Origin of the sequence: Aurantiacibacter luteus (assembly GCF_001010945.1) — a bacterium.
Classification (GTDB): Bacteria; Pseudomonadota; Alphaproteobacteria; order Sphingomonadales; family Sphingomonadaceae; genus Alteraurantiacibacter; species Alteraurantiacibacter luteus.
On the sequence record NZ_LBHB01000002.1, the window covers coordinates 255,901 to 279,279 of the forward strand.

Genomic DNA, 23,379 nt, shown 5'->3' on the forward strand with positions numbered 1-23,379 from the left:
CAGCGGTCGCCGAGCGAGGTCGCACGCAAACGGCTGAAACCGAATTGCTTGCGGACCCGCTTTGCCCTTGCAGCGTTAGGGGCCCATGCCTTCCGATGCGACCATGACCGACCACGGTCCCGCCCAATCCTTTCTTGATGCCGTCGCCGACCCAGCCTTTCCCTGCGTCGGCGCGAAGTCCGCAGCGGCGACGGGAAGGCTCGAGATCGTTCGCGCGCGCGACATCACCAGCGCCTGGAACGACGTGGCGATCCACGGCGCCTTGCTCGAATGGGCCTGGCGCTACCGCGACGATGCCGAGGGGCTGCGGAGCCTTGCGGTCCTGTTCGATGGACCAGCCGATCTCGACGAACGGGCGTTCGAGGCGGCGCTGTGGGAGCGGCTGCAATCGCTTGCCGACAAGGACGTCTGGCGCGGCCAGCGCTACGACAAGCGGGTGAGCGCAGACGCGGACAACCCCAAGTTCTCGCTCAGCTTCGGCGGCCAGGCCTTCTTCGTCGTCGGGCTGCATCCGCAGGCCAGCCGCCCGGCCCGCCGGTTCGCGAGGCCGGCCATGGTCTTCAACCTGCACGACCAGTTCGTCCGCCTGCGCGACGAAGGCCGGTACGAGCGGATGCGCGAGGCCATCCTGCAGCGCGATGTGGCGCTAGCCGGCAGCGTCAACCCGATGCTCGCGCGCCACGGCGAGACGAGCGAGGCACGCCAATATTCGGGACGCGCGGTGGACGAGGACTGGACCTGTCCGTTCCGGGACAAGCGCGCTTGAGCGGCATCGTGGAAATTCCGCCCCGCAGCGGCACCGCCTTCGAACTGGCGGCGGGAGAGCTGCTGGCCGTGATCGACCCGCAAGGGACGCAGGTGGCCGACCTGCTGGCCTATGCACGCGCTGACGTGCGCGAGGCGATCTCCAACGGGCGTACCTTCGATTACGAGGAGACCGTACGGCTAACCGCCGGAAACCGCCTGTGGTCGAACCGCTCGAACCCGATGCTGACCATTGTCGAGGATGACGTGGGCAGCCACGATTTCCTGCTGACCCCGTGCAGCGAGGCGACCTTCCGCCATTTCTATCCGGAGCACCCTGTCCATCGGGGCTGCTTCGGCAACTTGGCGGAGGCACTGGCGCCGTGGGGGGTGGAGCCCGACATGATCCCCTGCGCCTTTAACGTCTTCATGAACGTGCCGGTCGACGCGAATACGGGCAAGGTGAGCGTGCTGCCGCCGCTCAGCAAGCCCGGCGACCGGCTGGTGCTGCGCGCCGAGATGGACCTCGTCATCGGCCTTACCGCCTGTTCGGCCTACGCTTCCAACGGCGGCAGTTTCAAGCCGATCCACTACCGAGTCGGCTGATGCTCGAGCTGCTTGCCGAAATGGAGGCACTGGTCGCCGCGCCGGGGGACTGGCTGGCGACGATAAGGGTGATGCTGTGCTACGCGGCGTGCCAGCATCGGCTGCCCGATCTCGGCCATCCCCGCCGCTTCACCGACTGGGTGCAATGGCGCAAGCTCAACGAGCGCGACCCGCTGCAAACGGTGCTGATGGACAAGCTGGCGAGCAAAGCCATGGCCGGCCGCCGGTTGGGGCCAGACTGGACCGTGCCCACCTTGTGGAGCGGCCCGCAACTGCCCGATGCGCCGCCTTTCGCTGCGCCCGCCATCCTCAAGGCCCGGCACGGGTGCAACCAGTACCGCGTGCTGCGCGATTTGCCGGACGCGCGGGAGTGGCGCGGATTGCAGGCGCTGACGCAGCAGTGGACGCGCGCACCCTATGGCGGGTGGCTCGACGAGTGGGGCTATGCCGGCGTCCCGCGCGGTCTCATCGCCGAGCCGCTGCTTCCCGGCGAGGACGGCGGCCTGCCGCGCGACTACAAGATCTACGTTTTCGGCGGGCAGGCGACTCACGTGCAGGTGCACCTGGGGCGCGGCCGCCGGCATCGCTGGGTTCTCCACGATCGCGATTATCGCCAGCTGGTACCGCAGGCGGACAGGCCGCCGCCGCCGCGATCGCTGGGCGCCATGCTCGCGGCGGCCGAGGAACTGGCGGCGGGGTGGGATTTCCTGCGCGTCGATTTCTACGAGGTGGCGGGCCGCCCGCTGTTCGGCGAATTCTGTCTCTATCCCGGCTCCGGGCTCGATCCGTTCGCCGCCGACTGGATCGACCGTGAACTGGGCCGCCTGTGGGCAGAGGCGCGTCAGCCGCTACCCTCTGCGGGCGCGGTCAGCTGGACGAACACGTCCTCGAGGTCCGCCTCGCGCGTGGTGACGTCCTCGATGGCATAGCCGTGGCCCTGTACCAGCGCCATGACCTGCCCGGCGCTGGTGACGGACTTGTCATAGGTGACCTCGAGCACGCGCGGCTCGGTCACCTCGGCGCGCAGGAAGGCGGGCTCCATGATCGGGCCGGCGAGATCCTTGTCGACGGCGAGGCGCACGATCTTCTCGCCCATCATGCCCACCAGCTCACGCGTGGGCTTGTTGGCGATCAACTCGCCGTGGTTGATGATGGCGATGCGTTCGCACAGCTCCTCGGCTTCCTCGAGGTAGTGCGTGGTCAGCACCACGGTCACGCCGTCGGCGTTGAGTTCCTGCACCAGTTCCCACAGCTGCCGCCGCAGTTCGACGTCGACGCCCGCGGTCGGCTCGTCCAGCACGAGGATCGGCGGCGCATGGACCATCGCCTTGGCGATCAGCAGCCGCCGCTTCATCCCGCCCGACAGCGTGCGGGCATAGGCATCGCGCTTGTCGGCCAGCCGCACCGCCTCGAGCAGCTTCTCGCTGCGCCTGAGGTGCTTGGCGATGCCGTACATGCCGCCCTGATTCTCCAGCACCTCGAACGGGGTGAAGAAGGGATCGAACACGATTTCCTGCGGGACGATGCCGATGGAGAGCTTTGCATTGCGGTGGTCGCGGTCGATGTCGTGACCCCAGATCTTCACAGTGCCGCCGGTCTTGTTGACGAGGCCCGCCATGATGTTGATCAAAGTGGACTTGCCCGCCCCATTGGGACCGAGCAGGCCGAACACCTCGCCCTGCGGCACGTCGAAGCTGACGCCCTTCAGTGCGTGCTTGGGCGGCGCCTTCTTCGTCCCGGCGTAGGTCTTCTGAAGGTCGCGGATCTCGATGGCGGCATCGCTCATGGCCGCAGCCCTTAGGGGCTTTTCGCCCTTCGCGTAAAGCGATAGAGGCAGCGTCCATGACACCCGCGCCGCACGAAGCCCCTGAAACCTCCATCGTCACCACCACCCGCGTCTGGTGCGACGGCGCCGGCGATATCCGCGGCGGCGAGAATTACCTGCCGGCAAGCCTGGGCCATCCGCGCGTGTGGATGGAGATCGACGAGAAAGGCTATGTCGACTGCGGCTACTGCGACCGCCACTTCGTGCTGGCGGGCGGCCCTGCGGACGACGGTTCCGCCGCACGCTGACGCCCTTGACGGAGCCTTTGCGGTCAGCCTGCGTTCAGTGGTAATATGCCATTCGTCAGGCATAGGAGAATCACGATGAAGCCGTTCGTCGCCGCCATCACCGCCGCCGCCGCGCTTGCCCTCGCCGCCCCTGCCGCCGCGCAGAGCGAGCGCCAGATGCAGCGTTCGCAAGAAGCCTTTGCCGAATTGACCGAGGGCTGGGAGGTCGCGGGCCAGCCCGAGGCCTGCATCTATACCCCCAACACCAACCGTCTGCGCGTGGTCGAGAACGTGGGCCTCGCCTATCGCCAAGGCGACACGATGTGGGTCGCCCGCGCACGCAACCCGCAGAACCTCGGCGCGTGGGACGTACCGATCATCGACCGCTTCGGCTCCAACCTGTGCCGCCACGATGCCATGCGCACCATCGACCGCAGCTCGGGCATGTTCAGCGGCGTGCTGTTCCTCGACGATTTCGTCCCTTACCGCCGCGTTTCGGAAGGCTGACACCGCGTGAGCCTGGCGCCGAGGCGCTGGGCCGCCGAACTGCTGCATGTCTGGTTCCACCGCCTCCGCCCTGCCGACTGGTGGGGCGGCTCTGCCCGCGTCGATGCCATGCTGGAGCGTCGCTTTTCCGCGGAGTGGCACGCGTTGCAGACCTGCCCTCCCGACAGCTTCCTCGCGGACCCGCGGTCGGCGCTCGCCGCCGTGCTGCTGTTCGACCAGGTGCCGCGCAACCTGTTTCGCGACGATCCCCGCGCCTACGCCACCGACCCGCTCGCCCGGGTGATCTGCCACGGCGCGCTGGACCGGGGGTACCTGCATCGGCTGGAGCGGCGGCAGCAGGCGTTCCTCGTCATGCCGCTGATGCATAGCGAGGACATCGCCGACCAGCGCCTGTCGCTGGCACTGTTCGTGCGCATCAACGGCGGCGCGAACCTTGCCTTCGCGCGCAGCCATCACCGCATGATCGCCCGCTTCGGCCGCTTCCCGCATCGCAACGCGGTGCTCGGGCGCACGAGCAGTGCTGCCGAGAAGCGGGCGGTGGCGGCGGGGTTCGCCTGGTAGACGACGTGCGCCTCCCCGCCGCCCGATAAATTCAAGCCGGGCGTTCGATCAGAACTCCACGGCGATGCGACCGTAGACGAACCGCCCGCTGAACCCGAAGGGCGAGAGCGACGAGTACGGCAGGAAGGCGTTGTTGAGCCCATAGTTCACACCGTCGACGGTGCCGAAGGGCAGGCGGTCGGGATATTCGTCGAGCAGGTTGTTCGCGCCGACCGCCAGCTGCACCGCTTCGACGATGTTGTAGCGCAGTTCGAGGTCGAGGACCCACTTGGGCGTCAGCTCGAAATCGCCCGGCGCATCGCCCGGCGCCACGTTGATGTCGTTCCTGATCTGCGGATTCGCGTCGCTGGAGGCTGCGCCGTTCACGGTGGCGGTGGTGACGCCGTCGGGGATCAGCACGCTGCCGAAGCGGTTGGCGTTGAGCGTGAAGCCGAACGGATCGCGGTCGTAGGTCATGCCGAGGTTCAGCTTGTTGCTCGGCTGTCCGTCGGTCAGGCGCAGGCTTTCCTGCCGGGCGAACAGGCGGTTGGCGGTAAAGCCGCTGAACTCGCGCCGGTCGGTGATGGTGGTGTCGTTGACGTTGAAGCCCGCGGTCAGCGACAGTGAGCCGCCCAGCACGTCGGGCACGCGGTAGTTGGCGACCACGTCGAGGCCCTCGGTGCGGGTGTCGATGCCGTTGATGAAGAAACGTGCGGACGAACCCGCCACGCCCGCTGCCCTCAGCAAGGCCACCACGTCGGCGCCCTGCAGGTTTTCGGTCAGCACGATACGGTCGTCGATCTTGATGTTGTAGTAGTCGACCGTGACGTTGAGGCGGGGGACCATGGTGAAGACCACGCCCGCACCCAGGTTGACAGATTCCTCGGGCTCGAGCGGCTGCGCGCCCAGCGCCACCGCGATGGGCGAACCCACCGGGAAGGTGCCGATCTCGATCAGCTGGCCGCCCACGTTGTTGGTCGAGGTGGTGGAGAAGAACTGCTGCGCCATACCCGGCGCGCGGAACCCGGTGGAGGCCGAACCGCGCAGGGCGATGCCCTCCACCGGCTCGAACCGCGCGGCGACCTTGCCGTTCAGCGTACTGCCGAAATCGGAGAACCGCTCGAACCGGCCGGCGACCTGCACGTTGAGGGTATCGGTGAAATCGTTGTCGATCTCGGCATAGACGGCGACCGAGTTGCGCGATTCGTCGACCGCGGTCGTCGGCGAGAAGCCCGGGAAGACCTGCGCCCCCGGAGGGGCCCCGTTGCTGAAGAAGAACGGTCCGGCGACGTAGCTGCCGACCTCTCCCGGGACGATGCGGTAGTTCTCGTTGCGCCACTCCGCGCCCATGGCGAAGGACGTGTCGCCGAGGCCGAGCGCGAGGTCGCGCCGGGCATCGAAGTTGACCGATGTCTGGCCCGAGCGCAGGCCGCCGGCCTCGAATTCGGTCGGGCTGACGTTGCCGCCGAGCGAGGTGTTGAAGGTGTTGGTGATGCGGTAGTCGAGGCGGTTGGTGCCGTAGCCCGCCGACAGATCGAGGCTCCATGCGCCCGATTCGCCGCGGATGCCGGCAAAGGCGGCAATGTCTTCGATCGAGCTGTTGATGAGCGGCAGGAAGCCGTCGGGGTAGAACGGGCGGCCGCCGTTGGCGAAGTCGGCGTTGCGGCTGTCGAGCGAGCGGCGGTAGAAGCCCGCGCCGTTGCCCTCGCGGTTGCCGTAGCTGCCGAAGGCGTAGAACTCGATGGCGTTGCCGAGGTCGAGACCGGCGTTGGCGAAGAGGTTCAGATCCTCGGATTCGCCGTCGCCGAAGCGGTGACTGTAGCGGTCGAAGGTCGTCTCACGCGGGTCGCCGAGGCCCGAATACTGGCGGCGGATGTCGGGGCCGGAGCGGTTGGTGGGATCGCGGTCCTTGTATTCCACGGTCAGGTTGAGGAATCCCGCGTCGCCCACCGGCAGGCCGAAGTTCGATGCCAAAGTGTAGGTATCGCCGTCGCGCCGGGTGCGATCCTCGCCGGTGTAGGTGATGACCGGCAATTCGTTCGCGCTGGTGGTGACGGTCGGCGAGACCGAGGCGACCTGGTCCACCCCGTCGAGGGTGGTGATGTAGCGGCCGTAGGTGGCCTGCGCCCGGCCGCCCTCGCTGCTGCGCAGGCGAATGTTGATGACCCCCGCGATGGCGTCCGAGCCGTACTGCGACGAGGCCCCGTCACGCAGCACCTCGATCCGGTCGATGGCGAGCGGCGGGATCGTGTTCATGTCCACCGCTGCCGAACCGCGTCCGATGGACCCGTTGAGGTTGAGCAGCGAGGACATGTGCCGCCGCTTGCCGTTGACCAGCACCAGCACCTGGTCGGGCGCAAGGCCGCGCAGGGTGGCGGGGCGCAGGGAGTCCGTGCCGTCGGTCAGCGAGGGCTGCGGGAAGTTGAACGAGGGGACGAGGTTGTTGAGCAGCCGGTTGGTTTCCGTCGCGCCCTGGTTGGTCAGCGCTTCCGATCCGATCACGTCGACGGGTACCGTGCTTTCGGCCACGGTCCGGTCGGTCCGGCGGGTGCCGGTCACAATGATCTGTGACGCATCATCGGCGGCGATGTCCTGCGTGTCGGAACTTTGTGCATAGGCGGCTTGCGACAGGCCGGCGACAGCGAGTGCGACAAGGGCGCAGCCTGCGCGAATGGACGAACGTACCGACATGATGATCTACCCTCCTGCATGACGACTGAAGGTCATTTTGTTACAAGGGCCCAGCGGCGACGGGAAGATTCACCAAGCGATTGCGCAAGCGGTGATACTATTGTGCCACAATTAATGCGTTGCGCGGCCGCACGCGCACCGATGCGGGAGAGGGGCGTGGCGGCGGGGTTTCGCCTGATCGTCAGCGCGCCGGCAAGGCGCCGCTCAGCGGCGCCAGAGCCAGTACAACAGACCTGCGTTGATCAGCGGTGCGAGCACCATGATGGTCGCCCCCTCGAGCCCCAGCCTGTCGGCGATGAGGTTCCACGGCAGGCCGAGCGGCAAGAGGAACACGGCAGAGAGCGGATCCCGCTCCTGCCCGAACCAGCCGAAAGTGCCCACGGCAAGCAGGAACAGCGCGACGATATAAAGCGCCACGAACACCAGCAGCAGCCACTTGAAGGCCGTCCGCCTCGGCGCTCCTTCTACATCCCTCAACTCGAAAAATTGTCCGGGAAAACGCCGCCGTCACCGATGTTGCCGAAGCCCGACGCCGCATCCTCGATGGATTTATCAAGGTCGATCACAAGGGGAGAGGTCCATACCTTGCCGGCTTCTTTCCGGGTGCCATCGTTCATCGTGATACCTTTGAATTGAGTACTGTTTGACTGCGAGACTTGAGGGTTGACGTCTTGGTCAACCACCCGTGATTACAGCGTCGGGGACCACGTAGGTTTCGGGCCCGAAGACGATCGTGACGGTATCGCCGTCGCGCGTCGCGTCGAAATCCCATCCGGCGGAGCCGTCGGCCTCGGCGCTGTCCGCGCCGGTGGGGGTCGTGCCGTCGTAGAAGATCGCGCGCTTCGTGCCGTCGGGCTTGGTCACCTCGACCAGATGCTTGCCGTCCTCGCCCCAGTTCCGAACGACGCCGGCGTTGCAACCTTCGCCGACGGCCACCCCGTCGAAGCTGCAATCGAGGATGGTCGTGGCGTTGTACTCGGTGCCGGGGACGAGCGCATCCTCGCTCTGGGCGGCGGGTGCGGCATCGGCTGCGGCCGTGCCTGCCGTACCGGCAGCCGTGACTGCCTCTGCGTCCGGCTGATCGGCTGTCGTCCCGTCGCCGCAGGCTGCAAGGGCGCAGGCGAGCGAGGTGGCGAGCAATGCGGCCAGGTCTGCTTTTTCATCATTCGTCTCCCGTCAGGACACAGGCGCGTCAGAGCGCGCCCTCGTCGCCGGTGAACATCACTTCGCTTATGCTGCCGTCGCGGTTCGCAAGGCAGCGCCAGGGCGCGCTGGCTCCATCGACATTGACGTAGATCGCGATGGCCGCCTCGGATTCTTCGATGCGGTTGGTCCCCGCGACACTTGCCCCGGTTTCGGCCGCCACGCGGTCGGCACAGCGGGTTTCGAGGCTATTGGCTCCGCGCACGGGAATGGTGGTTGCAGCGGACGTCGCACCGCCTGTGGGTCCGTTCTCGCCCATGCCGACATTGGCATCGCCCATCGGCACGGAGACGATCCGTACACCCTCTACGTTGCCCACGATGCGCCCGCCGAGCGCTTCGGCCGAGGCCTCGTCGGGGCAGCCGACGAGCACGGCGCTGTCGTCGAGGTAGTTCGACGTGGCCGGGGATTCGCCGAGGTTGCGACAGGCATCGCCGGGATCGGGATACCCGCTGCCGAACGGGGCGAGGCTTTCCGGGATGGCCATCGCCGCGACCGCGCCGCCATCGTCGTCCGTCGTGTCGGCGGCCATGTCCGCATCGTCAGATTGCGCGCCGCAGGCGCCGAGGGAGAACGCAGCCATTGCGCCTGCCAGCAGGATTGTACGCATCGTCAGCTCTCCTCAACGGCAGTTCGGGTTGGTGCCGATATCCCTGACGTCGTAAAAGTGTCCGTCGGCCACGGTCACCTGCACGCACTGGCGGGTCTGCGCGTTCCACTGGATGGAGTAGCGCGCATTGCCGCTGGTGAAGTTGTCCACCTGGCGGAACCCGCGCCTCTCGAGCTCCTCCATGCCGCCCGCCGCGCGCGCACCGTTGAGGTCGTCGAGCCGCGCCGCCGCGACATATCCGCCGCGCCCCGAATGGTGCGAGAGGTTGGCGCTGCGCTCGTCCACCCCCGCGGTATAGCCGGAGGAATAGGCCTCCGACCGGCCGGGGTTGTGATAGGCGGCATTGTGCAGCCCGTCGGTGTAGCCGATCTCGTAATCGCGCTCCGCCGAAGCGTCGGCGGAATGCTGGTTGTCGTCGTGGTGATGGCTGCGATGCGACAGTACGGCGCCAAGGATGGCAGCCCCGGCGATGGCCGCGACCGCCGCACCCGCATTGCCGCCGGTGTGATGGCCGCAATCCTGGTCGCTCGCATCGGAGATCGATTCGATCACGCCCCGGTATGCCTCGACCTGCACGCAGTCGTCGTCGCCCTCGTCCCACCAGTAGCTGTAGACGTAGCCCATCGAATTGGTGTTGTTGGAGACATAGCTGAAGCCTCGCTGCTCCAGTGCGTTCTGCGCGCTCGATGCGTTCATCCCGTTGATGTCGCTGAGCTGCGAGGCAGTATCCGCCTGCGCTGCGATGGGCATGAGGACGAGGCCGGTGGATGCCAAGAGGGCGGACGCGGTCTTGATGCTGAGCATGATTGATCCCCTTTTCGCTGTGCGCTTCGCCGGTCGTTTCGACGACTCGGTGCGGCACGCGGGGGATGCTGCGACCATCCAGTCCCAGGGTCAACGGCGTTAACCCATTGCACGACCGGGCCGTCGACGGGCGAAGATGCGCCTTGGCAAGCTGCTCGGCTTCTCCCGCCTACTGCATCGCTTCGATCTGGCGGATGGTCTCCACGCCTTCCTCGATATGGATCTTCAGCTTGGCGAGGGCATTGCTGCCGGCCATCATCAACATCTCGCTCTCGTGCTTGCGTTCTCGCGCGGTCATGCCGGGGTCCATCTCGGCGAGCATGGTCAGGGTGACGTGCGTCTGGCCTTCATGCTCGCTCATGTCGTAGCGTTCGACCGACTTGACCAGCCGCCCGACCTTGGGCTCGATCGTGCATTCGTAGGCGTATGCTTCTTCCGGCACCGCCTCGAGCACGGTGATCGGAAATTGCAGGTCGGGCGCCATGTCCACGCGCATGAGAAAGGTGCCCTCGCCCGTGCGCTCGACGCTGCCGACGGCCTTTTTCCAGCAGCGCTCGTCGCCGAAATCGACCGTGCGATAGAGATGCTCCGGATGGCAGTCGATCAGCGTGGAATGGCTGACGATGATCGGCCCGTCGCCGGCCGGCCCCTTCTTTCCAAACAGTCCGAACATGACGGTCCCTCCCTTCGCGCCATGATGTTGGCACGCGAAACGTAAAGACCGGGCTAAGAACCCGCAAGCTGCGCCTGTTCGCACACGCGCACAGTCAGGTTGCGCTCGACGAAGCTGCCTTGCGAGGACACCACCAGCGGTTCGCCCGCGTCGAGACAGATGCCCAGCCGCGCGGCCTGCTCGGGGTCGATCACCACCTCGTATTCGCCGGGCATGACCTGTTCGTAGAAATAGTATCCACCGCGCTCGGTGCGGGTCCAGTATTCGGCGCCCTCGCGCGCGCCGCGCAGCAAAAGGCGCAGGCCCGAGACGCCGCGCTCGTTGGCGCCGTCGACGAAGGTGACCGTGCCCTCGACCTCGCTCACCTCGACGACGGGGAAGTCGAGCACGTGGAAGCGTCCGGGCCGGGGCACGATCTCCACCCCGCGATTGACCGGCGCCATGGCGATGTCGGGCAGGCTGGAGGGATCGACCTGCACCGCGACGGGCGTGCCGTCGCCCAGTTCGCCCAGCCGCGCGAAGCCGCGTTCGTCGGTGCTGGCGGTATTGTTGAAAGCGGTGAAGGTCACCTCCGGCAAGGCCGTGTCGCCGGGGCCGTAGAGGAGGTCGCCGTCGCGGTCCTGGAAGGCCCGCAGCGCCACCGCGCCCGAGCTCGCCTTGCCGGGCGAGGTGATGAAGAACCTGTCCTGCAGCGGGTCGCGGCCGAAGCTGAAGCCCAGCCGCAGCGCCACCGCGTAGGTGCGCTGTTGCAGCGCGTACTGCCCGTCGAGCGCGAGGGTGAAGCGTTCGAACTCGCGCACCGCGGAGACGCCCACCGTGAACTCGCGGCTTTCCAGCGCGTAGGCGGCCGAGGCGTTGACGACGGTGCGATCGTCGAGTGCGTGGTGCACGTCGGCCGAGACCTGAACCAGCGCGGGGTCGGGCAGGATGCGGTAGCCCAGCGATCCGCGAACCTGCGTGCGCGAGCGGTTGAAGGTGGCGAGGTTGAAATCGCCGGCCAGCTGCGTGAATGTGGGGCCGCCGGGGTTGGTCGAACGGCTGAATTCCAGGGTGTTCGATGCGAGCAGGCCGGAAAACCGCGCCGAGGCCCGCAGCGCCGCGTTCATCTGGCTGCGGCCATCGGCGAATTCCAGCCGCCGGGCACGCAGGTTGAGCGGGAGCGAGACGCCGTCCACGGCGCTCGCGAGGCCGATGGTGGTGTTGAAATCCAGCTCGGTCGCGCGCCGCAGCGACTGGCTGGTGAAGCTGCGCACCTCATCTACGAAGCCGCCGCCGTATTCGAAGTGCGAGAGGGTGAAGGCGCCGCCCAGCGCCGGCCCGCCCAGGCCCACGCCCAGCGCGTGGCCGCCACCGTCCGAGGTGCCGATATCGGCGCGCAGGGCCAGCGGGCCGAGCCCCGTACGCACCCCCGCCGTTGCCAGCCAGCGCTGGCGGCCCTCGTCCTCGAAGAAGGCGGCGCTGGCGACGCCGGTGAGCGCGGGACTGAAACCGTAGGCCATCTCGCCCACCGTCTGCCACTGGCCATAGCGCAGGCCGGGCCGGAACTCCGGCCCCTGAACGCCGAGCAGGTTGGTGCCGTTCTGCACCGCGCCGAAGGAGTATTCGAGCTCGCCGGGCGACAGCCGCCCGTCGCCCACGCTCAGCCGCCGCACCTCCTCGCGCCGCTGCCCCTGCGGTCCGTAGAACACGAGGCGGAAGACGTTGAGCCCGTAGTCGACCGGCACTTCGAGGAATTCGTACTGTCCGTTCACCGCCTGCGCGGTGGAGCCAAGCAGAACGTCGTTGCGATAGAGTTCCACCTCGTAGCCGTCGGGCAGCAGGCCGCGCAGGTCGATGCGGTCAAACACCGAATAGGATTCGAAGCGGTGGTTGGTGACGTAACCGCCGCGCCCCGTCGCGCCGCGCAGGCCCATCGGCATGGGCAGGGTGGCTACATCGCCGACGCGGAACTCGGTCGCATTCAGCGGTCCCAGCAGTTCTGCATCGATATCCCGCCGCCCCAGCGAGACGAGCGAGGAGACGAGCCCGTCGCTGGTGGTCGCGCCGAGATAGACCTCCGCCGTCATCCACGCGAGGTCGCCGGCGAGGCGCAGGTCCACCTCGCCGCGGGTCCCCCGCGGGCTGTCGGAAACGGCGCGCAGTTCGACGTCGCCGATGGGCATCGAAAAGGGCAACCAGGGCGTTTCCTCGCGCGGCCAGGTCTCGCGCGGGCGGGTATCGCCGCCGCGCTGCGACAGCCGCGCGCGATCCGCCTCGCGGCGCATCCGCTCCTCGAACGGGAAGGGCTCCAGCGTGGTCAGCAGCACCGCCTGCGAGCGCAGGTTGGGCGCGAATTCGAGCGGCAGCAGCGAGGACAGGAGGTCGCTGCGCACGTAGAGCTCGCCCTCGAAGGCCTGCGCCAGGTTGCGCGCCAGCGGGGCGGAGCCGTCGGCGGTCTCGACCAGGCCCTGCCGCAGGTCGAGGGTAAGGGTGCGATCCTCCGACAGGAACCAGCCGCTGGCGTAGTTGCCCCCGTCGCTCACGCGGATGGCGAGGTCGAGGATCAGCGACAGTTCGCCCAGCGGCAGGAATACCCCGTCTCGCGTGCCGAAGGCGACGATGGTGTCGGTCGCGTCGAAGCCGCTGACCTTGACCTGCAGGATCAGCTCGTCGTCGATGGTGAAGGCGGGCGCATCGGCGCTGGTGGTGGGAAAGGTCTGCCGCCCCGGCGTGAGATCCGTGGTGCGCGACTGGGGTGGCGGCTCGGGCGCGGCTTCGGGCGCGATCGTGGCGGCGGGTGGATCGTCCGCGGCTTCGGGCGGCGCGGGTTCGGCGATTTCGTCCGCGACCTCCTCGGACGGTGAAGCGGGCGCCGGGGTCAGCACGGCTTCGGGGGCGAGCGCGGCTTCGGTCAGCACCGGCGAGGACAGGCGCGCGAGATCTTCGGCACCCGGCATGATCGGCGCGAATTGTCCGGCACTGCCTTCCAGGCGCAGTAGCAGACTGTCGAGGTCGGGCGATGCCGATACGGTGCCTGCCGGCGGCGGCGGTGGCGGTGGCAACGCCGGGTCCGCCGCAGCCCGCGCCTCCGGACCGAAGCTGGGCTCGGGAAAGAACGTCGCCTTCCCGTCTTCCGCCGGCAGGGGGTCGGCCGTCTCCCGCGCGGGGGCGAGCTCCGTCACGGGGCCGGGTACTGCCAGCAACGGGACGCTCGTCAGGCCGATTTGCGGGGCGGTGGGCAGGTCAAGACGGACCGATGGCGGGTCAAGGGCATCGAGACGGGCGAAGCCGAGCTTGGCAGGCGGCTCGCCTGCCGGACGCGACGGACCGCTCGCATCCAGCGCCGGCAGCGGCCTTGCCGGCGGCGCCCCGAAGCGGGGCTTGGGCAGCGCCCCGCGCCGCTTGGCCGCGGCTTCCCCCTGCCCGTCGACGGCGATCGTTGGTACCCACCCGTCGGGCAAGACGGGCAGCGCGAAGCGGGATGCCAGCGCGGGCGAGGCCTCTACGAGACCGTCTGCACCGGAACCGGGGCCGCCATCGCCTGAAGTGCTCCCTGCGGCACTCGTCCAGGCCAGCGTGGTGCCGAGAGTGGCCGGCGCCAACAAGCCGATGGCGCGCAGGCGTTTCACGGCACGACGAAACTACTGCTCGCCAAGGTTTCGCCGGGCGCGAAATCGTCGTCGGTATAGGTGACCGTCAGCACGGTGCCCGGTCGCAGCAACGTGGTGTCGAACTGCGGGCTGAGGCCGAGGATCACCTCGCGGGAATCGATCTCGGGATAGACGCCGATGCCGCGCGCGATCGCGACGGGTTCGGAACTGCCGGCGGCGGTCACGGTGATGTCGCCGAAGGCGGAGCGGCTCCCTTGCCGGGTGATCGTCATGCCGATGGCGCGGCCTTCGGGCGTGTCGACGAAGCCGAGGCGTTCCAGCCCCACGTCGAGCGTGGTCTCGCCCACGCGCACGATGATCGGGATCGAGATGCCGAAACGCGGGCGGATCAGCACGCCGATATCAGGCGCGGAGCCATCGGCCCCGCCGACGGCATCGTCGATTGTCAGGCCCTGGTCGACGTCCTGCGGCACCGAGACCGCCATGAAGTGCGCGCGGTATTCGCCGTCGGGCAGGTCGGCAGAGGGGCGCGCCATGATGCGCACGGTCTGCGCCTCGCTGCCGAGCAGGCGCACGCGGCGCGGGGACCAGCGGAGGAACCCGCTGGCGGGCCGCAGCCGCTCGGTCGAGACGCCGGGCGGCAGGTTGTCGACCGGATAGACGTCGCCCTCCGGCGTCATCACCATGTCGACGACCGAGATCTCGTACTCGCCGGGGTCGATGGTGCGGTTGTAGAGGCCGATCGAGGCGATCCGCGAACGGGCGTCCATCGTCACCCGCTTGGGATAGAGATTGATGTCGCCCATGCCGCCGACCGATCCTTCCGGAACGGCCCCGGCCTCGACATCGGGCAGCGGCGGTGCCTCGTCCTCGATATCCTGCGCCTGCGCGGTGCAGGCCAGCGATGCGGCAAGTGCTGTGAGCAGTGCGGTGCGAAGCGTGCGCTTCACCCTGGTGGCGACCCAAAACATGACGATGCTCCCTCGCGGGCGTAAGCCCTCGTCCCGTGCTATGTAAAACTACGGAATCCTTGGCAAGGGCGGTTTACAGGAAGAGCACCGTCAAGGTGTATTCGCCGCGGTAACTGCCGGGCGCCTGGTTGGCCGGCACGTTGAGGCGGCCGCCCACGGTGTAGATGAACTTGCCGTCCAGATCGAGCCGGACGTTGCCGAACACATTGCTGCGCATCCGGTCGACCAGCATCGAGTTGGTGCCGCTGGTGATGGTCACGCGGCTGGGCAGGAATGCCACGAAGGCCCGGTTGTTGGTGCCCTGGATGCGGAACCGCCCCGGTCCGCGACCGTCGGCCGTGGTGAACAGGTTCATCGTGGTCGCGAGCTGCCCCGTGGCGGCGACGCTGCCGTCGGGGTTGACCGTCATCGTGGCCGCCGCGGTGGGCGACGGAAAGGCGCCGAAGCGCAGGTCGGCCAGGCGATGGACCGAGCCCATGGCGACGACCTGCGCCGCCGCGACACCGCTCTCGGTCTCGCTGTCGCCCGGTTCGGCGTGGGCCGCGATCGGGACGAGGGCACCAGCCAGCAAGGCGGCACCGGACAGGAATGTCGCTGGGCGCACGAAGCGGGGCTCCGATACAATTCGGGCGCGCATTGCCGAAGGCCCTGCGCGCCCGAGCGTGTCTTAGTTGTAGGCCACGGTGACGGCGTACGAACCGGTGTAGGTACCGGCCGGCTCGCCGCCGAGGACGGTCAGCGTGCCGCCGACCGAGAACGATGCCGCACCCGCGGTGTCGAGCGTGTGGTTGGCACGCGCGTCGGTGGTGAAGGCCATCGTGGTGGGCGTGGCGGCACCGTTCGAGACGCTGCCCCCGCCGGTGGTGATGGAGAAGCGACGGCCGGCGTCGCCCGAGACGGTGAACTGGTCGGCCGCTTCGAGCGAACCCTGCAGCAGGGCGACTTCGCCCGAAGCCGTGCCGGCACCCCCGCGCGTCACGACGATCGTGCCGCCGGTGTCGCCGGTGGTGAAGGTGCCGAAGTCGAGCACGGCGCCCGCAACGTGGGTCAAAGTGATCGGCGAAACGATCTGCGCGGTGGCGGCGCCGTCGGCGCTGTCGCTGTCGCCGGGAGCGGCGAAGGCCGGGGTGGCGAGCGCGGTCAGAGCGACCGCCGAGAGAACTGCAAACTTTTTCATCGTTGGTATCCCCAATCTAAAGATCTCACCCACGAACGGGTGCCCGGCGCCCAAGGAACTGGTTAATTCCTGTCGAGCACGAGGCAGGGGATAGCGCGTAATAGTTAACAACCCTTTCAGGCCTTAGGGTGTTTTACGTAGCAGGGCGAGCGCGGGCTCGCGACCTTCACGCTCAGTCGTAGGCGACGAACACGGCCAGCTCAGCGCGGAAATGATCGGCGGGCGTTGCCGCGGGTACGCGCAAGGTGCCGCCGATTTCCAGCGTGTCGCGCCCCTGCGGATCGAGCCTGCCCCGCCGGTCGGCCAGCGGGCGTTCGCGGCTGCGCACCACGAGATCCTCGACCGCGAGCTGGCGTCCCGTCGCCCGCCCCGAGGCCATGACGCTCGCCGGCAGGTCCACCCGGTACGAGCGACCGGGTTCGCCGCGCACGGCGATCTGCGCGGCGTATGGTGCGCAGTCCGCGCCCGTTCCCCCGCTGCACAGCGGCGCGGCGCTTCCGGTGTAGCGCGGCGCGGCCCCGGCAGGCGCGGGCGAGACCGTGACCGCGCCCTCGCCCGCCGTGCCCACGGTCAGGCTGCCGAATGCGAGGTCGCGCAGGTATTCGATGCGCAGCGGATCGACCACCGCGGCCGTGGCCCCGCCCCGGGCCGAGGCTGCGGCCTCCTGCGCATGGACATTGGCGGGAAGGAGCAGCGCCAGCAGGAGAAGTGCCGCCGCGCGCATGGCCTAGCGCGTCTGCCGGATGACCGAGACCACAGCCGCGTCGACGGGGATGGGGATGACCAGGTCCGCGCCGCCATAGCTGCGGGTAACGTCGAGCCGCGCGCCCACGCTGAAGCTCTGCGAGCATACGCGGTTGCGGCAGTTGCGCAGGCGCACGCGGATCGGGCGCCCGGGCACGATGGCTCCCGCCCCCGACAGATCGGTCTGGAAGGCCGACAGCCGTCCTTCCACCCCGCCCAGCACCGTGCGGTCGACCGGCGAGACGACCACGTCGAGCTCGATGTCGAGGATGTGATTGCTCTCGTTGCCGCGATCGTAGCTGACGGTGAAGCGCGCCGGGCCGGTGGGATTGCCCTCCAGCGCGACGATCGAATTGTCCGTCACCAGCCCCGTGGCGCTGACCGTGCGCGAGCCGCTGCCGAAGACCATGAAGGTGCCGAAGCGCAGATCGCTTTCGGGAACGATGCGCACGCTCGGCACCGCGGCGCCGAGCGGGCTGGTCCACGCGAGGCTCGCGGCCGTCAGCGCGGCGAGAGTGGCGGAAAGGCGGCGGCGCGGGCTCACGCGGGGAGCATTATCACGGCGGGTGGCCCGTGAAAACGCCCGCGCTTTCCCCTAGGGTGCACGCTAGCCCTTGCCGCGCGTCCTGGTGCGTCCGGCCTTGGCATGGGTGGCGATGAAATCGACAATCATGCCGGCAATATCCTTGCCGGTGGCCTTTTCGATCCCCTCAAGCCCGGGCGAGGAGTTGACCTCCATGATCACCGGGCCGTGGTTAGACCTCAGCATGTCCACACCGCACACGTTAAGCCCCATCCACTTGGCCGCGCGCACCGCCGTGCTGCGCTCTTCCGGCGTGATCTTGATGAGCTCGGCGCTGCCGCCGCGGTGCAGGTTGCTGCGGAAATCGTCGGGCGCGCCGGTACGCTTCATCGAGGCGACGACCTTGCCGCCCACCACGAGCGCGCGAATATCCGTGCCCCCGGCCTCCTTGATGAACTCCTGCACCAGGATGTTGACGTTTGCTCCGCGGAAGGCCTCGATGACGGACTTGGCGCTCTTCATCGTCTCGGCCAGCACCACGCCGATGCCCTGCGTGCCCTCGAGCAGCTTGATGACGACCGGCGGGCCGTTGACCGCCTTGATGATCGCCTCGGCCTCCTTGGGATCGTTGGCATAGGCGGTCAGCGGCAGGCCGAGGCCGTGCTTGGCGAGGATCTGCATCGAGCGCAGCTTGTCGCGGCTGCGGCCGATGGCGACGCTCTCGTTCAGCGTCCACACGCCCTGCATCTCGAACTGGCGCAGCACGGCAAGACCGTATTGCGTGATCGAGGCACCGATGCGCGGGACGACCGCATCGTAGCCGGTCACGTTCCAGCCGTGGTACATGACCGTGGGCCGGTGACTGGCGATATTCACGCTGCAGCGCGTGGTGTTGAGGATATCCATCGTGTGCCCGCGCTCGAACGCCGCCTCCACCAGCCGGCGGTGCGAATAGAGCCGCGGATTGCGCGCGAGCATGGCGATTTTCATCGACGTGACGACTTTCAGGCAGGTTGTGAGCGAATTAACGCCGATGGGTCAGGGTTTGTGCCCCGCGACCGGCGTCTCCCCCCGCGTTTGCAACCACGAGTGGCCCGAGTCCACAAGGAACCTGCGCCTGAGCGAGGAACGCCCGATCAGCATGGGGAAACGCATGTCGCTGCGGTCGGCGAGGCTGATCTCGACGCGAAAGGTGAGGCCGCCGAGCCTGAGCGGCGTCTTGATGATCATGCGCCGCTGCGTCTCTCCGTTGGAGCTGGTGATGCCGCGAATGTCGATGTGCACCGCCTCGCAGATCTGGCGCACGTGCTGCTGGCCGTAATCGACCGCGAAGCGCACGTATCGCTCCCCGTCGCGGGTAAACTCGCCCAGGATGGTGGCGTGGAGCGAACTGGTGCGCGCGCCGCTATCAATCTTCGCCGGCACCCCGCGCAGGCCGAGCTCCGGCAGGTCCACCTTTTCCCGCCAGCCCACGATGCGCATCTCGCGCGGTTTGTTGCCCGGTCCCTCCATGCGGTGGGTTTAGAGCAAATCGGGTGCGGCGGGGCTAGAAGAGATTGGTTAGCATGAAGCAAAGCACAACTCGTCGGCGCTTGTCATGGTCCGAAATCTTCGAAGGGCGCAACAGGCGTAGTGATTATTGCGATAGAGCCGCATCGGCTAACTTTGTCGGCAACATTTTGCGGGGCGAAGTGATGCCGCACTTCAAGGGTCGACGCATCTCGCCATTTGAGCTCGATCTCTGCCCGCCCATGACCCCAGAAAGCGCGGCAGCTCAACCGTGGTGTGTCGCTCGGATTCCAAGGTCGTTTTACGAAGACAACGCGTTCGAACCCACTCAACGCGCCGGCATCGTCGAACTGAACCCTCGCTTCATACGAGCCATCGGGCGAAGCGACTCTATCGAAAATCGTTCGTTCCGACATCGTGATGAGCATAGCAACGAAAAGCAGACCCGGGCTGAAGATGAGAAAGGCAACGAATAAAATCGCACAACCGATTTTCGCGGCGATTTTGCCGATGGAATGCGCCTCATCTGTCATGATCTAATTCTTCCCGCGATCGCTTCGGTCAGGCGTTATCAACGGGCAGCATGGGCGCGTCATGAGCAAAAGATGAGCAAGGCTGGTTGCGTCCTTACAGGCCACATTTCTGCGGGCAGGAAGTGGTCTACAACGGATTCCCGTCCCGATCCCGATAGATCTCTCGCCGCCCGACGTGGTTCGCCGGGCCGACGATGCCGTCTTCCTCCATCCGCTCGATCAGCTTGGCGGCGGTGTTGTAGCCCACGCCCAACTGGCGTTGCAGCCACGAACCGCTGGCCTTCTGGTTCTCGACGACGATCTGGATCGCCTGGTGGTACTTGCGCTCCTCCGGGTTATCGGACGCGGTGAACTCGTCCTCGAAGCCGAAGGCGCCGCCGTCCTCGGGTTCCTCGGTGACCGAGGTGACGTAGGCGGGTTCGCCCTGCGCGCGCCAGTGGTCGGCCACGCGCTCGACCTCCTCGTCGCTGACGAAGGGGCCGTGGACGCGCTTCAGCGCGCCGGTGTTGGGCTTGTAGAGCATGTCGCCCTTGCCCAGCAGCTGCTCCGCGCCCTGCTCGCCCAGGATCGTGCGGCTGTCGATGCGGCTCGTCACGTTGAAGCTGATGCGGGTGGGCAGGTTCGCCTTGATGACGCCGGTGATGACGTCGACGCTCGGGCGCTGGGTCGCCATGATGAGGTGGATGCCCGCGGCGCGGCTCTTCTGACTGAGGCGCTGGATCAGCACCTCGATCTCCTTGCCGACGGTGACCATGAGGTCCGCCAGCTCGTCCACGATCAGCACGATCTGCGGCAGGACGGCGTAGTCGAGCTCCTTTTCCTCGACCATCGCCTCACCCGTGTCGGGGTCGTAGCCGGTCTGCACGGTGCGCTTCAGGGGCTTGCCCTTGGCGGCGGCGGCGCTGACGCGCTCGTTGAAGCCGGCGAGGTTCCTCGCGCCGATCTCGCTCATCATGCGGTAGCGGCGCTCCATCTCCTCCACCGCCCACTTGAGGCTGCGGACCGACTTGTGCGGCTCCGTCACCACGGGGGCGAGGAGGTGGGGGATGTCGTCGTAGCTCTTGAGCTCCAACACCTTGGGATCGATCAGGATCAGGCGACACTGGGTCGGCGTGAAGCGGTAGAGCAGGCTCAGCAGGATGGCATTGAGGCCCACCGACTTGCCCGATCCGGTGGTGCCCGCCACCAGCAGGTGCGGCATGGCGGCAAGGTCCGCCACGATGGGCGCGCCGCCGATGTCCTTGCCCAGGATGATCGGCAGCCCGCCCTTGTTCTCGGCAAAGGCCTCGGACGCGATCAGTTCGCGGAAGCTCACCATCTGGCGGTCGGCATTGGGCAGTTCGATACCCATCACCGTCTTGCCGGGGATGGAGGCGACGCGGGCGCTGATGGCGCTCATGTTGCGGGCGATGTCTTCGGCGAGGCCGATCACGCGGCTGGCCTTGATGCCGGGGGCGGGCTCGAGCTCGTACATGGTGACGACGGGGCCGGTGTTGACCGCGGTGATCTCGCCCTTGACGTTGAAGTCGTCGAGCACGGTTTCGAGCAGGCGCGCGTTGCGCTCCAGCGCCAGCTTGTCGAGCGGCGGGGCAGCGTTGGCGGGCGCTTCGGCGAGCAGTTCGATGCCGGGGAGCTCGTACTCGGCGAACATGTCCTTTTGCGAGGCCGGGGTGGCGGCGGGCTTGGCGGGCCGCGCGGCGCTGGCCGCATCGGTAATGCGCGGGGCGCGGCGGTCGGCGAGTGGCACGACCGCGCCGTCCTCGTCCTCGCCCTCGCTTGCCTCGGCGCGTTCGGCGCGCTTCCTCTCACTGCGCTTGGCCTTGGCCTCGAACGGGTTGGAAGGGGTGCGCAGGCTGCGCGGCTCGGTCAGCCACCGCGGGGCGACGAGCAGGCGAGCCCAGTCGACCGCGAAGACCCTGCCCGCCAGCACCGCGCCCGCCACAAGCACGGTCAGCCCGCCCGCCAGCGTCGCGACGAAGCGGAAGCCTTCGGGCAGCAGGCCGGCGGCGGCGCGGATGCCGCTTTCGCCCAGGAGACCGGCGAGCCCGCCGAATCCCGCGGGCCAGGTGTGCTCGCGCGGGTCGGTCGCCAGCGCCATCGCTGTCGCCAGCAGCACCATCGCGACGAGCAGCAGCGCGACCGCGCGCCACCACTTGCCGTCCCAGTGTTCCTCCGCCTCGGCGTCGTGCCACAGCTTGCGCGCGAAGACATAGGTCAGCGGCAGGAACAGCACCGCCACCCAGCCGAACAGGAACAGCGCGGCATCGGCGACATAGGCGCCGGGCGTGCCCATCCAGTTGCGCACCGTGTCGCCCGCGGCGGTGGAGAACGAGGGGTCGGTCTGGTGGTAACTGACCAGCGCCAGCGCGAGGAACAGCGTAAAGGCATAGAGCAGCGCCGCACCCGTCAGTTGCGCGGAGCGCGCGAGCGAGCGGCGAAAGGCGGCTTTCCAGTCCGCTTTAGGTCTGGCGGCCCGGCTGGCCATGATCGAATTCCCCGAGGTTACGTCCCGCACCGGAGAATCCCACAGCGGGACTCGGGGGTCAAATACTTGTTTTGCGAACCCGCCTCCGCGGGCTCGTCCTCGCTAGACGCACTTCGCTGCGCTGCGCGCCCGCTGCGGGCGCGCGGTCGCGCTTGCGGACCTGCAGTCCGTTATTGTGCTCCCGTCAGGCCGTCGATGGCAGCCCAGCGTGGCCAGCCGAGGCGGCGGGCGGTTTCGGCGTTCATGCCGCCGAGCGCGATGACTGGCATCGCCGCGTGCTGGGCAAGGGTGCGGAAGCGCCTGGGGCCCAGCGTCGGCGCGCCGGGGTGCGAGCGGGTGGGAAAGACCGGCGAGAGCATCACCGCGTCCGCGCCCACGCGGTTCGCCTGCGCGATCCCGCGCATGTCGTGCGCGGTCGCGACCGTCACGAGGTCGCGGCGGCGCGGGGCGAGCGCGAGGGGCGCGCCGTAGATGCCGTCCGCCCCCCACTCGAGCGCGGTCTGCGCACTGTCGGCGAGCACGACGAGATGACCCCCGGCCCGGGCCAAGCGGGCGAGGCGCTCGAACTCGTCGCGGCGCTCCGGGTCCGGCAGGTGATAGTGGCGATAGACGAAGGCGAGCGGCACCCGGACCGTGCGCAGCGTGCGCTCCAGCAGGTGCGCGTTGCGCTTGTCCGAGAGCAACCAGAGGGCAGGCAGAGACTGTTCACGCGCCATGGTCCCGCTATAGCGCGCGCATGAGCGACAATGCCACCGAGAGACTGTCCGCCGTCGAGGGCGAAATCGCCCGCGCTTGCAAGATCGCCCGCCGCGAGCCCGGCGAGGTCACGCTGATCGCCGTCAGCAAGACCCATCCTGCCGAGGCCGTCGCCCCGCTGATCGCCGCCGGCCAGCGCGTGTTCGGCGAGAACCGGGTGCAGGAGGCCGCCGACAAGTGGCCGGCCCTGCGCGAGGCGCACGAGGGCATCGCAGTCCACCTCGTCGGCCAGCTGCAATCGAACAAGGCGGAGGACGCGACACGCCTGTTCGACTGCATCCACTCGCTCGACCGGCCGAGCCTCGTCACCGCGCTCGCCAGGGCTTTCGACAAGGCGGGGCGGCAGGTGCCCTGCTTCGTGCAGGTCGACATCGGCGAGGAAGAGCAGAAGGGCGGCTGCGCGATTGCCGACCTGCCTGCCTTGCTGACGCAGGCGCGCAGCGCGCACATTCCGCTCGCCGGCCTCATGTGCGTGCCGCCGCACGGCATCGAGCCCGCCCCCTATTTCGCGCTGCTGGCCAAGCTCGCGGACGACCATGGCCTGCCCGGGCGCAGCATGGGCATGAGCGGGGACTTCGCCACCGCCGTGATGCTGGGCGCCACGCACGTGCGCGTCGGCACGGCGCTGTTCGGCGCGCGCTGATGTTCGGCGCGTAATATG

At 68.0% G+C, this 23,379-nt stretch carries 26 protein-coding genes; 7 read left to right on the forward strand and 19 right to left on the reverse strand.

The annotated features are described in order from the left end of the window. Nucleotides 1-85: 85 nt before the first annotated feature. The 3 genes from gntA to AAW00_RS07655 are packed head-to-tail and all read left to right on the forward strand — an operon-like array spanning nt 86 to nt 2,279. The gene (gene gntA, locus AAW00_RS15410; RefSeq protein ID WP_047003791.1) at nt 86-766 is read left to right on the forward strand and encodes a guanitoxin biosynthesis heme-dependent pre-guanitoxin N-hydroxylase GntA; all 681 of its coding nucleotides are present in this window, start codon (nt 86-88) and stop codon (nt 764-766) included. Continuing rightward, nucleotides 763-1,350 (forward strand): DUF1989 domain-containing protein, encoded by a 588-nt coding sequence (locus AAW00_RS15415; RefSeq protein WP_047003792.1) that lies wholly within the window; start codon nt 763-765, stop codon nt 1,348-1,350. The genes gntA and AAW00_RS15415 overlap by 4 nt, the downstream gene beginning before the upstream one ends. Next, nucleotides 1,350-2,279 (forward strand): ATP-grasp fold amidoligase family protein, encoded by a 930-nt coding sequence (locus tag AAW00_RS07655; protein ID WP_241461669.1) that lies wholly within the window; start codon nt 1,350-1,352, stop codon nt 2,277-2,279. Before AAW00_RS15415 ends, AAW00_RS07655 begins: the two co-directional genes overlap by 1 nt. Here the strand turns inward: AAW00_RS07655 and AAW00_RS07660 are convergent. Next, nucleotides 2,192-3,136, reverse strand: coding sequence for an ABC transporter ATP-binding protein (locus tag AAW00_RS07660; protein ID WP_047003793.1), 945 nt, complete (start codon nt 3,134-3,136; stop codon nt 2,192-2,194). The genes AAW00_RS07655 and AAW00_RS07660 overlap by 88 nt on opposite strands. Before the next feature lie 56 nt (nt 3,137-3,192). On the opposite strand from AAW00_RS07660, the gene AAW00_RS07665 reads away from it, so the two are divergent. From AAW00_RS07665 to AAW00_RS07675, 3 genes are all read left to right on the forward strand, one after another. Then, complete coding sequence (locus tag AAW00_RS07665; RefSeq protein WP_047003794.1) at nt 3,193-3,423, forward strand: zinc-finger domain-containing protein; 231 nt, start codon at nt 3,193-3,195, stop codon at nt 3,421-3,423. A gap of 75 nt (nt 3,424-3,498) precedes the next feature. Next, nucleotides 3,499-3,909: a hypothetical protein gene (locus AAW00_RS07670; RefSeq protein WP_047003795.1), complete on the forward strand. Its 411-nt coding sequence runs from the start codon at nt 3,499-3,501 to the stop codon at nt 3,907-3,909. Nucleotides 3,910-3,915: 6 nt separating this feature from the next. Beyond that, the gene (locus tag AAW00_RS07675; protein WP_047003796.1) at nt 3,916-4,470 is read left to right on the forward strand and encodes a DUF924 family protein; all 555 of its coding nucleotides are present in this window, start codon (nt 3,916-3,918) and stop codon (nt 4,468-4,470) included. Between the two features lie 48 nt (nt 4,471-4,518). Here the strand turns inward: AAW00_RS07675 and AAW00_RS07680 are convergent, their stop codons facing one another. The 18 genes from AAW00_RS07680 to AAW00_RS07755 form a co-directional block, all read right to left on the reverse strand. Next, entirely contained in the window at nt 4,519-7,140 is a 2,622-nt protein-coding gene (locus tag AAW00_RS07680) for a TonB-dependent receptor plug domain-containing protein (RefSeq protein WP_047003797.1), read from the reverse strand. Nucleotides 7,141-7,344: 204 nt separating this feature from the next. Next, complete coding sequence (locus tag AAW00_RS07685; RefSeq protein WP_047003798.1) at nt 7,345-7,617, reverse strand: hypothetical protein; 273 nt, start codon at nt 7,615-7,617, stop codon at nt 7,345-7,347. Next, entirely contained in the window at nt 7,614-7,757 is a 144-nt protein-coding gene (locus tag AAW00_RS14970; protein ID WP_156170009.1) for a hypothetical protein, read from the reverse strand. The genes AAW00_RS07685 and AAW00_RS14970 overlap by 4 nt, the downstream gene beginning before the upstream one ends. A 58-nt stretch (nt 7,758-7,815) precedes the next feature. Beyond that, nucleotides 7,816-8,280: a hypothetical protein gene (locus AAW00_RS07690; protein WP_052761835.1), complete on the reverse strand. Its 465-nt coding sequence runs from the start codon at nt 8,278-8,280 to the stop codon at nt 7,816-7,818. Between the two features lie 52 nt (nt 8,281-8,332). Continuing rightward, the gene (locus AAW00_RS15280; protein ID WP_047003799.1) at nt 8,333-8,953 is read right to left on the reverse strand and encodes a hypothetical protein; all 621 of its coding nucleotides are present in this window, start codon (nt 8,951-8,953) and stop codon (nt 8,333-8,335) included. Nucleotides 8,954-8,965: 12 nt separating this feature from the next. Further along, nucleotides 8,966-9,757, reverse strand: a complete 792-nt coding sequence (locus tag AAW00_RS07700) for a hypothetical protein (RefSeq protein ID WP_047003800.1) — start codon at nt 9,755-9,757, stop codon at nt 8,966-8,968. A gap of 169 nt (nt 9,758-9,926) precedes the next feature. Continuing rightward, nucleotides 9,927-10,430 (reverse strand): SRPBCC family protein, encoded by a 504-nt coding sequence (locus AAW00_RS07705; protein ID WP_047003801.1) that lies wholly within the window; start codon nt 10,428-10,430, stop codon nt 9,927-9,929. 53 nt (nt 10,431-10,483) lie between these two features. Further along, nucleotides 10,484-14,038, reverse strand: coding sequence for a carboxypeptidase-like regulatory domain-containing protein (locus tag AAW00_RS07710; RefSeq protein WP_052761837.1), 3,555 nt, complete (start codon nt 14,036-14,038; stop codon nt 10,484-10,486). Beyond that, the gene (locus AAW00_RS07715) at nt 14,035-14,991 is read right to left on the reverse strand and encodes a hypothetical protein (RefSeq protein ID WP_052761838.1); all 957 of its coding nucleotides are present in this window, start codon (nt 14,989-14,991) and stop codon (nt 14,035-14,037) included. The genes AAW00_RS07710 and AAW00_RS07715 overlap by 4 nt, the downstream gene beginning before the upstream one ends. A gap of 73 nt (nt 14,992-15,064) precedes the next feature. Continuing rightward, nucleotides 15,065-15,595 (reverse strand): DUF4402 domain-containing protein, encoded by a 531-nt coding sequence (locus AAW00_RS07720; protein WP_162199421.1) that lies wholly within the window; start codon nt 15,593-15,595, stop codon nt 15,065-15,067. Between the two features lie 63 nt (nt 15,596-15,658). Further along, nucleotides 15,659-16,168, reverse strand: coding sequence for a DUF4402 domain-containing protein (locus AAW00_RS07725; RefSeq protein ID WP_052761839.1), 510 nt, complete (start codon nt 16,166-16,168; stop codon nt 15,659-15,661). A gap of 172 nt (nt 16,169-16,340) precedes the next feature. Next, nucleotides 16,341-16,892: a DUF4402 domain-containing protein gene (locus AAW00_RS07730; RefSeq protein ID WP_047003803.1), complete on the reverse strand. Its 552-nt coding sequence runs from the start codon at nt 16,890-16,892 to the stop codon at nt 16,341-16,343. A gap of 3 nt (nt 16,893-16,895) precedes the next feature. Then, the gene (locus AAW00_RS07735) at nt 16,896-17,456 is read right to left on the reverse strand and encodes a DUF4402 domain-containing protein (RefSeq protein WP_047003804.1); all 561 of its coding nucleotides are present in this window, start codon (nt 17,454-17,456) and stop codon (nt 16,896-16,898) included. Between the two features lie 63 nt (nt 17,457-17,519). Further along, nucleotides 17,520-18,425 (reverse strand): 30S ribosomal protein S6--L-glutamate ligase, encoded by a 906-nt coding sequence (rimK, locus tag AAW00_RS07740; protein ID WP_047003805.1) that lies wholly within the window; start codon nt 18,423-18,425, stop codon nt 17,520-17,522. A gap of 48 nt (nt 18,426-18,473) precedes the next feature. Continuing rightward, entirely contained in the window at nt 18,474-18,947 is a 474-nt protein-coding gene (locus tag AAW00_RS07745) for an ATP-dependent zinc protease family protein (RefSeq protein ID WP_047003806.1), read from the reverse strand. Nucleotides 18,948-19,030: 83 nt separating this feature from the next. After that, entirely contained in the window at nt 19,031-19,477 is a 447-nt protein-coding gene (locus AAW00_RS14980; RefSeq protein ID WP_156170010.1) for a hypothetical protein, read from the reverse strand. A gap of 127 nt (nt 19,478-19,604) precedes the next feature. Then, nucleotides 19,605-21,962 (reverse strand): FtsK/SpoIIIE family DNA translocase, encoded by a 2,358-nt coding sequence (locus AAW00_RS07750; RefSeq protein WP_047003807.1) that lies wholly within the window; start codon nt 21,960-21,962, stop codon nt 19,605-19,607. Nucleotides 21,963-22,132: 170 nt separating this feature from the next. Beyond that, nucleotides 22,133-22,678: a thiamine phosphate synthase gene (locus tag AAW00_RS07755; RefSeq protein WP_047003808.1), complete on the reverse strand. Its 546-nt coding sequence runs from the start codon at nt 22,676-22,678 to the stop codon at nt 22,133-22,135. A 20-nt stretch (nt 22,679-22,698) separates the two neighbouring features. On the opposite strand from AAW00_RS07755, the gene AAW00_RS07760 reads away from it, so the two are divergent. Continuing rightward, the gene (locus AAW00_RS07760; RefSeq protein WP_047003809.1) at nt 22,699-23,361 is read left to right on the forward strand and encodes a YggS family pyridoxal phosphate-dependent enzyme; all 663 of its coding nucleotides are present in this window, start codon (nt 22,699-22,701) and stop codon (nt 23,359-23,361) included. The last annotated feature ends 18 nt before the right edge of the window (nt 23,362-23,379 follow it).